14 protein-coding genes and 1 pseudogene are annotated in these 14178 nt (G+C 43.4%); 11 read left to right on the top strand and 4 right to left on the bottom strand.

Features of this window, described 5'->3' with window-relative positions; genetic code table 11:
- The first annotated feature begins 278 nt into the window (after window positions 1-278).
- The 3 genes from BG32_RS02735 (at window position 279) to BG32_RS02725 (ending at window position 4680) form a co-directional block, all read left to right on the top strand.
- Window positions 279-923, top strand: a complete 645-nt coding sequence (locus tag BG32_RS02735) for a DUF4230 domain-containing protein (protein WP_014731555.1) — start codon at window positions 279-281, stop codon at window positions 921-923.
- 81 nt (window positions 924-1004) lie between these two features.
- Window positions 1005-3209, top strand: coding sequence for an Ig-like domain-containing protein (locus BG32_RS02730; protein WP_121526331.1), 2205 nt, complete (start codon window positions 1005-1007; stop codon window positions 3207-3209).
- A 376-nt stretch (window positions 3210-3585) separates the two neighbouring features.
- Entirely contained in the window at window positions 3586-4680 is a 1095-nt protein-coding gene (locus tag BG32_RS02725) for a KamA family radical SAM protein (RefSeq protein ID WP_099771297.1), read from the top strand.
- Between the two features lie 20 nt (window positions 4681-4700).
- On the opposite strand, the gene BG32_RS02720 is transcribed toward BG32_RS02725, so the two are convergent.
- A complete protein-coding gene (locus BG32_RS02720) occupies window positions 4701-5429 on the bottom strand; it encodes an acyl-[acyl-carrier-protein] thioesterase (protein ID WP_257211851.1) in 729 nt (242 codons plus the stop codon).
- Window positions 5430-5526: 97 nt separating this feature from the next.
- On the opposite strand from BG32_RS02720, the gene BG32_RS02715 reads away from it, so the two are divergent.
- A complete protein-coding gene (locus BG32_RS02715; RefSeq protein ID WP_099771295.1) occupies window positions 5527-5751 on the top strand; it encodes a DUF3795 domain-containing protein in 225 nt (74 codons plus the stop codon).
- A gap of 511 nt (window positions 5752-6262) precedes the next feature.
- Window positions 6263-7300, top strand: a complete 1038-nt coding sequence (gene ltaE, locus BG32_RS02710; RefSeq protein WP_014731550.1) for a low-specificity L-threonine aldolase — start codon at window positions 6263-6265, stop codon at window positions 7298-7300.
- Here ltaE and BG32_RS02705 read toward each other — a convergent pair.
- Window positions 7278-7940, bottom strand: a complete 663-nt coding sequence (locus BG32_RS02705; RefSeq protein WP_259459462.1) for an HAD family hydrolase — start codon at window positions 7938-7940, stop codon at window positions 7278-7280. The genes ltaE and BG32_RS02705 overlap by 23 nt on opposite strands.
- Before the next feature lie 126 nt (window positions 7941-8066).
- On the opposite strand from BG32_RS02705, the gene BG32_RS02700 reads away from it, so the two are divergent.
- The 6 genes and pseudogenes from BG32_RS02700 to BG32_RS16100 all read left to right on the top strand — a co-directional run bounded on the left by BG32_RS02700 (window position 8067) and on the right by BG32_RS16100 (window position 12479).
- Complete coding sequence (locus BG32_RS02700) at window positions 8067-8744, top strand: hypothetical protein (protein WP_099771294.1); 678 nt, start codon at window positions 8067-8069, stop codon at window positions 8742-8744.
- A 528-nt stretch (window positions 8745-9272) separates the two neighbouring features.
- Window positions 9273-9464 (top strand): PhoPQ-activated protein PqaA family protein, encoded by a 192-nt coding sequence (locus BG32_RS02690; protein WP_099771293.1) that lies wholly within the window; start codon window positions 9273-9275, stop codon window positions 9462-9464.
- Window positions 9465-9636: 172 nt separating this feature from the next.
- Window positions 9637-9981, top strand: coding sequence for a hypothetical protein (locus BG32_RS02685; RefSeq protein WP_099771292.1), 345 nt, complete (start codon window positions 9637-9639; stop codon window positions 9979-9981).
- 99 nt (window positions 9982-10080) lie between these two features.
- Window positions 10081-10430 (top strand): annotated as a pseudogene (locus BG32_RS02680) (ArsR/SmtB family transcription factor).
- A gap of 1 nt (window position 10431) precedes the next feature.
- Window positions 10432-11691, top strand: a complete 1260-nt coding sequence (locus BG32_RS16105) for a heavy metal translocating P-type ATPase (protein ID WP_259459460.1) — start codon at window positions 10432-10434, stop codon at window positions 11689-11691.
- Window positions 11691-12479: an HAD-IC family P-type ATPase gene (locus BG32_RS16100; protein WP_259459459.1), complete on the top strand. Its 789-nt coding sequence runs from the start codon at window positions 11691-11693 to the stop codon at window positions 12477-12479. Before BG32_RS16105 ends, BG32_RS16100 begins: the two co-directional genes overlap by 1 nt.
- Window positions 12480-12590: 111 nt before the next feature.
- Here the strand turns inward: BG32_RS16100 and BG32_RS02670 are convergent, their stop codons facing one another.
- On the bottom strand, window positions 12591-13256 hold the full coding sequence (locus tag BG32_RS02670) for a nitroreductase family protein (RefSeq protein ID WP_014731545.1): 666 nt from the start codon (window positions 13254-13256) through the stop codon (window positions 12591-12593).
- A gap of 17 nt (window positions 13257-13273) precedes the next feature.
- Window positions 13274-14173, bottom strand: coding sequence for a metallopeptidase TldD-related protein (locus BG32_RS02665; protein ID WP_259459458.1), 900 nt, complete (start codon window positions 14171-14173; stop codon window positions 13274-13276).
- Window positions 14174-14178 lie beyond the last annotated feature (5 nt).

Below are 14178 nucleotides of genomic sequence, written 5' to 3'. Positions count from 1 at the left end.
ACAGGATATAAGTGTTGGAATCGATGGAAATTCGAACGAATGGCGGAAGATCTTTTCCGAAGATCAGTAATGGAATTTGGTGCTTGCGCTCATTCAAAATCTATATAGTTCTCAGAAATCACTAATGAGAGTTGAGGGATTTTTTTGCTGTATGTGCAAAACTCTCGATTTACTTTAGATGTAACTGATTGAAGTAATGTAATGGCTGCCAAGGGAGGCGGAATGACACTTTTATGAATACCTTCTGATGGTCGTCAGTGTTTGGAGGTGACTCGTAGTTGATACTCAATGTTGTTCTGATTGCACTTGTGATTCTGCTTGCAGCGTTTATTCTCATGTCCAGGCGAAAGACCAGCTTCAGGACAGAATCGATAATTCACAAAGTGGAGAGAATCTCGGAACTGAGTACTGCGAGGATGACAACGCTTCTGATTTTCGAACCTGAGCGGGAAAGCCTTGTTCCCGGAACATTTCAGCGGTTTATTTTCATTGTTCCCTTTCAGGTAAGGGGTTATGTAGACCTAAGAAAGTTGAAAGAGGATTCAATCGAAATCCATGAAGGTGAAGCAAGAAGGATTAAGCTGATCCTGCCTTCTCCAAGACTCGAAGTTACAATTCCTCAGAGTAAGATTCCCGATATTAGGGTAATCAACCAGAGTGGTGTTTTGACAAGGATCTTTGGAAACAAAGATATGTTGAAGATTTTTCAGTCTTACAGCGACAAAATAGAAAAGCAGGCACTTCAGAACGCCTCAGAAATGGGAGTTGAAGAGACATCTAGAGAAAGCGCAAGAAACTTCTTCCACGGTCTCTTCCTCGGAATGGGGTTTGACGAAGTTGTTGTTCTGTTTGAGCAGGATAACTCATTAGAAACTAATGTGGAAATTGAGAAAGCTGGCAATCAAAGAAAGGAGATTAATTAATATAAACTTTACTCGTAGTCCTTTGGATCACTATCAGCAGATATATTGAAAGAAGGCAATCGTGAGAAAGGAGGAGAAATAATGAAGAGATGGATGATATATCTACTCATTGCCGCAGTTGCCGTGGCAATCGTTCTGATTATTGCACTTCCCGCGCTCCTAAACAAAGAACCGAAACTGCAGTTTCCAGTTCATGTAGTGAATCAGGGCGAGAAGCTATCTGCAAATCTGAAGCCGTTCGTTATCGATGAAAAAATCGATGAAGTAGTTCTTGAACTGGTAGAAGGTCCCGGCACAATATCCGGTTTTTCCTATGTATTCGAACCAGGCTTCTCCTATGAGGGAGAAGTTCGTGTAAGTATAAGGGCAACCGACAAGAAGGGAAAGAGTTCTCAGCAAGAAATGCTGATAAACGTAGTTAGAGTGAACCGCCCACCGGAAATAGACACTTCTCCTATCGTAGTTCGCGAAGGTGAAACAGTGACTATCGACTTGAACTCGCTAGCAGTTGATCCAGATGGTGAAGAACTTGAATTCTCCGTTCAAGGCCCAGGGGAGCTTCACGGAAGTGCTTACATTTACTCTCCAGGCTACAGTGATTCCGGTAAGACGGTTTTGAGAGTACTGGCGAAGGACCCAAATGGAAACGAAACAGCACGAGATATCGAACTTGAAGTAATCGATGTTAACGCCCCGCCTGTTTTGCAGCTCGAGAATCAGATCGTTAATGAAGGAGAGGTTCTCTCGGTTGATATTTCTTCAAAGGTAGTCGATGAAGATAACGACAAAGTGGTCCTTTCTCTAGAAGAAGGTCCGGGAGAGATTACGGAAGGAGTGTTCACTTACGAGCCATCATACTCGGATTCCGGAACTGAAACCGTTAGAATCAAGGCATCAGACGGCTCGGGTAACGATGTCTTTTCAGGCTTCGAAATCCTCGTAATAGACGTGAACCGCCCGCCAAAGTCCTTGCTTAGCGACATGAACGTGAATGAAGGAGAGTCCCTTTCTTTCGATTTGCTTTCCAGGGTTGTCGATCCAGATGGAGATAACGTGACCTTCAGCCTAGAGGGACCTGGAGAGATCGTTGACGGATCTTACATATACAATCCAGATTACTCAGATGCAGGGGACAAATCGGTCGTATTAATTCTCGAAGATGAAAAAGGAGCAACAAACACGGCTTCTTTTATGGTTAGAGTCAATGATGTCAACAGACCTCCTCAAATATCTATTCCCGATCAATCGGTGAAAGAGGGAGAGCAGTTGAAAATATACCTGAAGGGTTTCATTTTCGATCCCGATGGAGATGAGGTCACCTTCGAAATCGCAGACGGACCGGGCTTCATTGAGGATGACCATTATCTATTCACTCCTGACTTCGATTCCGAAGGAATACATGAAGTGACACTAACGGCAAAAGATAATAAAGGACTTGAAAGCGTAGGGTTCTTCAAAGTCACGGTAGAAAACGTAAACAGATCGCCCGTAACGTTATCACCCTCGATAAACACCAGCATCATGGAAAGTTTCACTCTTGACCTCGATCTGGGAAGTCTTTTCGTTGACCCTGACGGAGATGATCTTCAATTCGAATTACAGGGGATCGGGAGCATATCAGCCAATAGTTACATTTACACTCCCGGGTTTAATGACAGCGGTGAGAAGACAGCCACAGTCACAGCCATAGACTCTAATGGCTCAAGCCAGAGTCTTCCAATCAGAATCGAAGTAAGAAATCTGAACAGGCCACCGGACGTTTTTTTGCCAGATTGCATCGCGGAGTCTGGAAAGGAGTTCTCTTTGTACCTTCGGGCATTCGCAACTGATCCAGATGGCGACGCCCTCAGATTCAACCTGATTTCTGGTCCGGGTGAAGTCGTGGGAGATAGATACTTTTTCCTTCCGGAAAGAGCCGACATCGGAGAAAGAGAGGTAATTCTAGAAGTCTCAGATGAACTAGGTATGAAGACGAAAAAGGGATTTAGACTTGAAGTCATAGCGTCAGAAAAGGTTGTAAGGGTATCATATGCGCTTCCTTTATTTAGTTCGGAAAACGTTAGGATTGTTGCCGGTGAGTATGAAATCGTATCCGACCGAAAACAGGCTGTTATCAAAACCAACTGGGAATTCAGTTTCGATGAGATTCGGTTCTATTCGATCAACGAATCTGAAGAAACATTAATCGGAACGGCGATATTCGATTCTACAGACGATTCACTGAACAGAAAGATCTACTCTCCCTCCGGAGATTATGTGGGAAATATCATACTAGTGACCGAATAACTGCAACGCTAGATTTTGTCTATTCGCCCCTCCAAGAAGAGGGGCTTTTCTGTTTACCAAATACCCTATGTGAGTATACTTCTGTGAAGCATATTTGAAAAGCAACTCAGAGAGTCTAACTGCATCATTTTTATCAGAGTTTTGAGTATGCTATAATTAATTATTGTTAGTGCCTGCATGATTGCTTGTATTTGCGCGATGCCGGCTTACTCGTTTGATTCAGATCAAATATCGATTTGCGAACAAGTGAAGATTCACTAGAAGGGATCAATGTCGATTACCATTGCGGGCAGTCTCTGCCAAAGGCCTCTTCGGATTGATCGAATACAGGCTTCGTATGTTTTTAGTCTGTATATTAAACAAAGGAGTGATAGATTTGCAGAAACCAACATATCTTACTAGTGTAGAGAAGATCGAAGAGCTAAATGATGAACAGATAACTGAAATGAAGAAGGTGACCGATGTTTACCCCTTCAGAGCCAATGATTACTATCTGGGGCTCATTAACTGGAACGATCCGCACGATCCTATAAAGAGAATTATCCTTCCCGACTTCGAAGAACTCGATGAGTGGGGGGATCTGGATGCTTCTCAGGAGCATATATACACCGTTGCTCCCGGTATGGAGCATAAGTACAAAGACACCGCCTTGCTTCTTGTCTCAAAGGTTTGCGGAAGCTTCTGCAGATTCTGTTTCAGGAAGAGACTGTTCTCCACAGAAAACAAAGAAGTGGTAAATGACGTTACTCTTGGTGTTGAGTACATTCGAAAGCACAAGGAAATCACGAACGTACTTCTCACCGGTGGGGACTCTCTAATACTATCTACAGAAAAACTGGGAGATATTGTTCGACAGTTGAGGGAGATTGACCATGTTGGCATAATAAGATTTGGAAGCAAAATGGTTGCTTTTAACCCCTACAGAATTATTAACGATCCAGATTTGCCAGATATGGTTAAGAAATACAGCACCCCAAAGAAAAGGATATATATAATGGCACATTTCAATCATCCTAGAGAGCTAACCGATGAAGCAATAAGAGGTCTGAACATTCTGAGAGATGCTGGTGCAGTTATATGCAATCAGACGCCAATGATCCGCGGCGTGAATGACAGTGTCGACGTAATGACAGAACTATTCAGGAAACTTTCATTTATTGGAATTCCGCCTTACTATGTCTTTCAGTGTAGACCCACAAAGGGAAATCACACTTATGCAGTGCCGGCCGAGAAAGGTTATGAGATTTTCAAGAAGTCCATAGACGCAGTTTCAGGTTTGGCAAAGAGGGCTAGATTCGTAATGTCGCACGCAACCGGCAAAATCGAATATGTCGGTCTGGATGAGAAGAAGATATACATGAAATACCATAGAGCGGCTGATCCAAAACGGTACGATCTCTTTATGGCTTTCGACAGGAATCCCGATGCCTATTGGTTGGATGATTATGTAGATCCAGACTCACTTGTATAGTAGGCGGCTTCAGCAGCCCTTCACTTCCATTCAGTTCTGGCAAGGGAAAGTACCCTTCCAGAACTGATTATTTTGTGTTTACCTTCAGCAAAGTCGGCTCCGTTCTCAAATACACTCTCTACCGAAATTACATCGCCCTTTCTAGATTCGCGTTTGTACTCGATTGTAAGTCTCCTCAAGAATCTCTTCACAAACTCGCTGGGAACTGTCTCCATAATCCATCTAACATATGCCACGTTGTTAGAATGCCCGTTTGTATCCAGGTCCGAATTGCTTACTATAAAGGTGATCTCTTCACCAGAAGATTCATTTTCGTTGACCTTTGGAAAAGAAAGAGGTTCGTGGAAATCACTGTCAATACCATATAATTCGTAGAACTGGTCTCCGATCCTTATTGGTCTTCGCTTCCTCTGGTCAATCAGAATCCATTGAGAATTCGCGTCGACAATGACATTACCTGAACAATCAAATATCTCGAAACGCCTATATGCATAAAATCTATCCATTGAATAAGGAATAGTCTGAACAACCACGTTTTCCAAATAATCAGGATACCTGTTCACTTTGACATCCCAACGAAGAAGAAGCCAAGCGTATTCGCCCTTGCTCATGATGTCAACTCCGTGACCCATCTCCACAGTCTGAAGAGTCACTACGTCATTGAAATAATCCATTAGTGAAGAAATTGAAGCCTTCCACTGACAATCCAGTTCGTAGTATCTGACTCTGTAAACTTCTTTGGTAATCACAGGTTTCAAAGCTCTACCTCCAAAGATATGGCAGTTCAATCAATAATGCTATGTTCTAAAGACGAGCAAACACCTTAGTTGATTGGAGACCTGGTGCATGACAATGATAGCATTCTGCGGGATAGGCTGCACTCAGTGCGATACATACAGGGTCATTATTGCTGATGATAATTCACTAAGAAGAGAGACTGCAAATGGGTGGTCGAAGGATTTTGGTTTTTTGATTTTGGCGACCAACATCAGCTGCAGCGGGTGCACATTTAAACTCTGTTGTGAAGAGAAGGGAATCTCACAAACTGCGGGGGTTGCGAAAAGTATCTGAAAGAAACGCTGGAAAGATTTTTGAAATCCCTGCCAAATGCTAGAAGAAGATTGGACTCCATACACGAGAAATGTTACCGTATCTCGGAGTAAAGCACAATAACAAGCAACTTATCCTCGCAGTCACTTATACAACAAATGTCCTGATGTATCTCCTTACTGATAAGATATTTTTTAAAGTGTAACATTGATATACTGCATCTGGTTACCGCTCGCTCCATAAATAACAACCCATAGTATTCATGAGATGTGGCATCCGGTGTGTTAATGTTAATGTTTATTTTAACAGGTAATCTATAGGTAATGCACACTGCATATTTTCGCCCTATTTTCACAAAGCAATATTCATACAAACAAACTAGAATAAATATAGTTTATAACCCCCCTATCCCCCTTAGATAGGAACCCCATATAGTCCGGATCATTAGATCCGGCTTTTTTTATTCTTGTTATTCTTGATAGTAATTCTGGTTTATAATTGTTTTCATAACTTACCTTATGGAGGTGCTGTCTTGAAGTGGATAGATATTAGAAGTGATACAGTTACGGTCCCCGGTGAAGAAATGAGGCGGGTTATGGCCAGCGCAGAGGTAGGAGACGATGTGTACGGAGACGATCCGACAGTCAACAGACTTGAAGAGATGTCAGCAGACATCTTGAAGAAGGAAGCCGCCCTTTTCGTTCCTTCAGGAACATTCGGGAATCAACTTTCAATCCTCACACACACTCTAAGGGGAGATGAGGTGATTATTCCAGCGTCCAATCACATCATTGTCCACGAGGCCGGAGCTTCTGCAGTGATAGCGGGAGTTCAGATGAGAACTCTTGACTGTGATGATGGCAAACCTTCAGCCGAAAGAATCAGAAGTGCCATCAGATCTGAGGATCTTCATTATCCGAGAACCGGATTAATCTGTCTGGAAAATGCCCACTCCAGCGGACGAATCCTCCCCATGAATTACATCAGGGAGATCTACGAACTGGCTTCAGCACAGAAAGTCCCCCTGCATCTTGATGGTGCAAGAATATTCAACGCTGCTATTGCCGAAGGGGTTAGCCCCGCAGAAATTGCCTCTTGTTCCGACTCGGTTATGTTTTGCCTCTCGAAGGGACTCGGTGCACCGATAGGGTCAATGCTGGTAGGTAAACGAGAATTCATAGCCAAGGCACGAAAGGGAAGAAAGATCATGGGAGGAGCTATGCGCCAGGCAGGTATTATTGCTGCCGCCGGAGTATTCGCACTCGAGAGAATGATCGATCGTCTTCAAATAGACCACGACAATGCTAAATACCTGGCTGAAGGGCTTTCAAAATTACCAAAAATCGAAGTCTTCTTTGATCGTCTCGACATAAACATGGTTTTCTTCAGAATCACCGGTAAAGCAAGTTCAAAGTTTATCGTTGAAACTCTTCACGATAAGGGAATAAAGATAAATCCGCCTGAAGCTGGCGAATGGCGATTCGTAACCAATCTAAACGTTACCAGAGAAGATCTCGATATAGTTCTTGAGGAATTCGAAGGTGCTCTTACAAGGACTCTAGCAAGCTAGGCAGTTCTTCCAAGCTTTCGATTCTTGGTGCGTAGTCTAAGTAAGATCTTGACCGATCGATAAGAATTCCCTTAATTCCGGCTGCAGAAGCGCCAAGCATGTCTACTTGAATGCTGTCACCAACAAAAATGACGTGCCTCTTCTCGATTTCCATCATAGACAGTAGCTTCTCAAAGATAACTTCGCATGGTTTGTACGATCTTGCCGATTCCGAAGTCAGCAGAAAATGATGTGGAATTTTATTTCTTTTTACAACCTTCTCAGCAAAGGAATTATCGGCATTAGTTAGGATTGCAACGGAATACTTGTTTACGATCGCCCTTAGGATCCTTGCATCCGGATAGGCGCGGAACTTAGAGAAGGAATCGTACATGAAGTTACAGTAGGCTTCCATGTCTCCTGGCAAATCGTACTTGTCAATCAAATCGCTTATCAGAAGATAATAATAGTATCTCTCCGGCTGAAAGGGCATTTTATGACAGTCCTTGAAGTAGTGGCCGTAGAGATTCACAAAGTCTCTCTCTATTTCCGCCACTTCAGCTGACGACTCTTCTGCCATCTTGGAGCATACAGGTCTGAAGAGCCTCGCGTTACTGACAATGGTTCCAAACAAGTCAAATATGATTCCTCTAACCATCATGTCTCCATTTCATCTTCTAGATTTACTTTTCGAATTTTTGTATAATACTATTGCAATTCTAGCACCTTCGAATTCTGTTCTGCGATGTTCAGATGTCTCTCGTCTGGGCCACTGGAGGTGGCAAATGTGTCTAGGGAAATGAGGATTATGTGGCTGCACAATCGCTTGCTAAAGAATGATTTTGCGGCCATGAAAGACTACACTCAGAAGTTTGGCATCTCAGTCCGACAGGCCCATAGAGATTTCAAGTATCTGAGAGCAAATCTTGGAGCGCCCATGAAATACTCTAGGAAAAGAGGCGAGTACTTCTATTCCGAACCCTATCATTTGCCTTCTCTTTTCGAAGACAGCATGAAATTTCAACTAAGAACAGAATATCGAATAAGCTCAGTCTTTCTGAACGCGATAGCTAGTAAGAAAGCTGTGAAGATTTTTCAAAGAGCAGGCAAAGAATTCATTTTCTATCCCGCCTGTTTCGATGAAAGACGCGAGTTATTTTGTGGTCTTCAAGAGGATGGTAACGTCCGATTTGTCAGGCCAGACGAGATTGATAAGGTCATCTTTTCGAACAAGAGGTATTTGGAAGAACCAATGCTCTGGAACCGAATATTCCCGCGAGAAGCTGAATTCCACGAAGTAGACCTAGATTTTGGTGGCGATCGCCATAAATACCATTTCTTCGAGATAGGAGATTTGGTGATGTTCCTGGCTTCTGAGAACTCCTTCAAGGTTATTGGGCCGCAGGAGATCATTGACGAACTCAGAAAAGTTGCCGAAAATCTTCTGAAGACAATAGCTGACTGAGATGAGAGCAATTCCAGTTTTCTTGCTCTTGATTGTTGCGGCCTCTCTTTCATCGGTTACAGTGGATAGTTTTCTGAACTCCACTCAATTCCATCAACTATGGATAATGCAAATGTCAAGATTGTGGAGTCGCCTTCAGAGGGGCTTATCGAAATAGATACGTTAAACTTCGACTCGGTTGTATTGCAGAGGATTAAGTGGCTAAACGATCCGATGATCATAAAACCACCAAGGATAGAGTCAAAAGTTGCAGTGATGTTCATAACTGGTGACCACGGATACTCGTAGGAAGAGCTGGCATTATTCGGACTGCTGGCTTTGCAAATAGAGCTTACGTTGCCGTCCTATTCAACATCCCAAATCAACCACTTTTTGGCGGTCCCAAAGAGGACTGGTTACTTAGCTATTCTCTTGTAAGATGTCTTAAGAGTTGTGATTACACATGACCCGCCTTATTGCCCATGGTTCAAGCCACTATTGCTTCAATGAACATCATGAATGACTTTATAGGGAACAAGGGGGACGGAGTTGAAGGCTTCACTTTATCGGGGGGGCTCCAAGCGAGGTTGGACTACATGGCTAACTGCCCCGATGCACAAGAGAGTCAAAGGAATCGTTCCCACAGCCTTTGACAACCTCAATATTGCTGTACAGATGGAACACAAGCTTGACTTCTGGGGAGGCTTTTGTCACTCCATTGAGGAATATGTACAGAGATGAATCCTTGATGATCTAAATAATTCGGCATAACTAGATTTGCCAGAGTACATAGATCTTTCACATATCGATCTCAACTCGTAATTCCAAAGCAAATTGCTGTCGGAACGAATGATCCATATGGCCCATAGACTCAGCTAACTAATACATAGAAGAACTGCCCGGCTGTTCATCAATGGTCTATGCTCCAAAGGCAGGACATGGGGTCGAAGTCTTCAGAGTTTCTCAGGCGATAAGTTCAATGATTCATCACCTGAACACAGGTAAGCCTCTTTCTTCAATGAGTTATGTAGAAGAGCAATCAGAAGGAACGTTGAAGGTTAGAACCTTGATGGAAAAAGAAAATGCGAATCTAAAGGAACTGAGGCTATTCAGATCGTCTTCCCCGGATGGAGATTTTCGAAAGACAAGATTCGAATCGATCCATGTCAAAGAATGCAGTTCAAAAGAACTGACTCTCAAAGCCCAACCGCGTTTTATTTCGAAGGCGTTTTCAACTTTGGTGGAAAGGAGCTCTTGATATCGACATCCGCGAGAGTTATGGGCAGATGACTTGACTTGAGAAGAGAATGCAGTTACAATCAATTAGATGACCGTCTAATTGATTTGGAGACATCCTATGAGTGAACTTTGCCCGAGTAGAGAAATTCACGTCGACGTAGATAAATATAGACTGATAGCTAAGGAAGTTTCGGGTCTCTCGGATCTTTTTAAGGTTATCGCCGACGAGACGCGAACGAAAATAGTATTTCTTCTGTCTGAAACGGAACTGTGTACATGTGATCTTGCAGAGATTCTCCGGCTATCACTCCCAACGATTTCCCATCACCTAAAGCAACTGAAGTCTTACAGACTCGTGAAAAGCCGTAGGAAGGTAAATCTGTTTTCTACTCCTTAGAAGACTTTCACGTTGTTGAGCTCATAAAACTTGCCAGAGAACATTTCCAGGAACTGTCGGAGGGCGATTAGAATGAAGAAATACAGAATAGAAGGACTTGATTGTCCTAAATGTGCAGCCAAACTGGAGGACCAGCTAAAGAGATCAGGAGTTGATGCAAGAATAGATTTCTCTTCTTCGACACTAATAATCGATGGTCAAACTTTCGAAGAAGTAGAAGAAGTTATTCACAAACACTCACCGGAGATAACGCTGTTGGAATCTCCGGACGTTGAGAAGGATTTACCCATCAAAGAACTTGTGAAACTTCTCTTCTCAGGAGTCCTTTTTTTCATTGCTTTGGTCTTTTCTCCCTTTATTCATGGGAATAATGAGTTGCTTGAATACGGCTTATTTGTAACTGCGTATCTTGTCGCTGGGGGAAACACCGTTTTAAAGGCTTTCAGAAATCTCTTCAAGGGGGACTTGTTCGACGAGAGTTTTCTTATGACCGTCGCTACTATGGGTGCATTTGCAATCCACGAATTGCCTGAAGCTGTTGCCGTGATGATCTTTTACAGTTTAGGAGAGCTTCTGGAGGCAATCGCCTTGAGAAAATCGAGAAGATCGGTGAAGGAACTGATAGATTTAAGGGCTGAAGAAGTAAATCAGATCATTGACGGACAACTTCGGACTGTACCGGCAAGTCAGATCCAGCCGGGTGACAGATTTGTTGTCAAACCAGGAGAGAGAATTCCCATAGACGGTCTTGTTAACTCTGGAAGCACCTGGATAGATAAATCACTTCTCACAGGAGAAAGTAGTCCCGTACCTGTAAAAGAAGGCGATATAGTTCTTGCCGGAACCATAAACAAATCAGGTGTAATAGAAGTCACTGCATCCACAAATCTTCAGAAATCTTACACTAGCAGAATGCTGGAGTTAGTTGAAGAGGGAACTTCTAGAAAATCTAATAGGGAGCGGTTCATTACCAGGTTCTCGAAGCTGTACACTCCCACTGTGGTCTCCATTGCTACCGCAATAGCGGTATTTCCCCCTCTGCTGTTCGGAGGGGGATTCTCAGATTGGGTTCATAAGGCCTTGATCCTTCTTGTCATTTCCTGCCCTTGCGCATTAGTCATCTCTGTTCCCTTAAGCTATTTCGTCGGCATTGGAAAGGCCTCAAGAGAGGGAATATTATTCAAGGGGAGTAATTATCTGGAATCTCTTGGCAAGATTGATTCGATTTTCATAGACAAAACGGGAACATTGACCAAGGGAAAGCTAGAGATCTCTCAAATAGAGACTTCTGGCCGATATGACAAGAGAGAATTATTGGAATACGCGGCCTGATGGAAAGCTACTCCACCCATCCAGTGGCAAGTTCGTTTAGAAGTTTTATCCCAGAGATTCCCGAAGACATGAAAATCTCTCACCACTCAGAAATCGCCGGGAAAGGTATCACAGCAGAAATCAACGACAAGAAAATGGGCATTGGCAACTCCTCTCTGCTAAAAGATCTCGGAGTTGATTATAAAGAGCGAGGCGAATCAGGAAAGATATTTCTTTCCATCGATGGCAGAGTAGAGGGAGTATTCACTCTGTCCGACGTTCTGAAGGTTGATTCTGCCGATGCCATCATCAAGCTTAGAGAACTCGGAATTCATGAGATAGTTATGCTCACGGGTGATAGTCATGATATTGCTGGTTCTATATCGTCCAAACTGAACCTTGACGGTCTGATTTCCGAAGCAACTCCTGAAGATAAGATGAGAGCAGTAGAAGACGCTATCAAAAGCGGGAAGCGTACTGCATTCGTCGGTGATGGTATTAATGATGCACCGGTAATTGCAAGGGCCGATGTTGGAATCGCTATGGGCTTCTCTGGAGCCGACGCAGCTATAGAGACGGCCGATGTTGTTCTTTCAGGCGAGTCTCTATCTAAAGTCGCAAGAGCTATAGAGATATCGAGATCTACGAACAGAAATGCCATCCAGAATATTACAGCAGCCCTCGGAGTGAAAATGGCATTTATCGCTCTAGGCGCGTTTGGCTTAATGAACATGTGGGGGGCAGTATTTGCCGATGTTGGGGTAACTTTGCTTGCGGTTCTGAACTCACTCAGAATGTTGAACAAATGAGGTACTGTGAGTCTTCAAAGCTCTTCCCGCATAAACCTCTCGGGGATGCTACCATCTCAATGTGCACATCAAGTCACTCCAAATGTAGAGGATCTGGTCTGGCATTAGGGATTACTTCATTATCACTCTGTAACGATCCCCGGCAGCCTTTTCTATAGAGACATTCTTAAAGAACTCTAAAGCAGTTATGTATGCATGTGAAAGAACAATTCCAAGATCTAACCAGTGACCTCCTCCAATCATGTTTGCCTTTGTCCAGATGTAAAGATCGCCTTCAAGAACACTGAATCTCCACGGCTGCCTGTTCATGGACGAAGGGGCTAGTCTACACGATTCAAGTATCTGAAGCAGTCTCTCGTCTTCGGGAACTGGTCCATCAATCAGAGCTCGAAGTTCCTTTCTCCTACCCATACCCGTAAGAATGTCGTTGATACTAACTTTCCCCTGGTCTTCCTTACCGATAATTATACCTGCCGGCGATCCCGCCTCTCTGATACCGGCATTCCAGCAACTACCAAAGCCCATTTTCGTCACTTCCAGGACAATAATCTCTCCCTGAAAGCCATACTCCACGAGACAGTTTGGCTTATTGGTACAAGGTGCATAGATCGCGGATGATCCTTTATTTAGATCCTTCAAGGCCCATTTCAGACGCAAGGAATGGAGAGTGGGAATAACTTCAAAAAAATCGACAAGCCTTTCCCGCTCCTCAGAAGAGAGTCCATATGGAAGGAACTTTCTAGTCGAATGTCTCATCTTTATTGTCTCGATTATCATATGAACCTCCAGAAACCCTATTCTCCCGAGATCTTCATTCCTTTCATCATCAGCGAAACAGGCCCGTAGTAGTCTCCATTTAGCTCTGTCTCTCTAGAGAGATAAAGAGAATCAAGACTCTTCAAATTTCCTGTCACAGAACCCCCAGTAACGGGAATTCTCTTTGAACCATCGAAATACCATCCGAGTCGGATTTCTCCACCGAAATCTCCTGTCGTCTCATCGACATCCACTGCAGAAAAATGTGTGACTTCTAAATGAGATTCTTTTCTCATCTCTTCAACACTGAGACTTCCTTCTCCGACAGAGAAGTTCATTGCAGCGCCAGTAGGTTCGATTCCTATGTAATAAGAGTATCTTATGTCACCCCAGAAACTATTCAAGATACCGTTCTCAATTACCTTCCTTTTCTTCATAAGAAGACCATCATTATCGAATGGAAGGCTGTAGTATGAACCCTCCAGTTCAGGTACAACCTCTACTGTTATTCTGTCCCCTGCTTCCTCAGACTGAACAGAGTTACCAAGCTCGGCTTCAGAAATTTTGTCGTACTTGAGATGGGCATTAGACTGCATCAAGTAATACCTCAATGCCTCTTTAGCAGGTTCTCCTGTAAGTATTACCGGAACTCCTTTAACTGCGGGAGTGGCAGTAGCATTAGCTCTCTCACGGACCATTTCCAGCAGTCTTGAAATTCTCATACTAATCCGCTCGTGATCAGGAACTGATAGGAGAAGTTGATCATAAAGCTCCACTTCTTCTCTACCTGATGAGCTCACTATGCTTTCTATATAGGTTCTGTATTTCGAAAGTGAGACATCTACTCCCTCGGAACTGAGAATTCTGTCCCTGTTTTTTATGACGAAAATCTCGACGGAGTTCAACCAGGAATTTACGGGTTTCGATTGAGAGAACACTGCCC

Origin of the sequence: Mesotoga sp. HF07.pep.5.2.highcov, assembly GCF_003666285.1 — a bacterium.
GTDB lineage: Bacteria > Thermotogota > Thermotogae > Petrotogales > Kosmotogaceae > Mesotoga > Mesotoga prima.
Note: the sequence above shows the minus strand (reverse complement) of the source record. Positions and strands in the feature narration are given on the sequence as shown.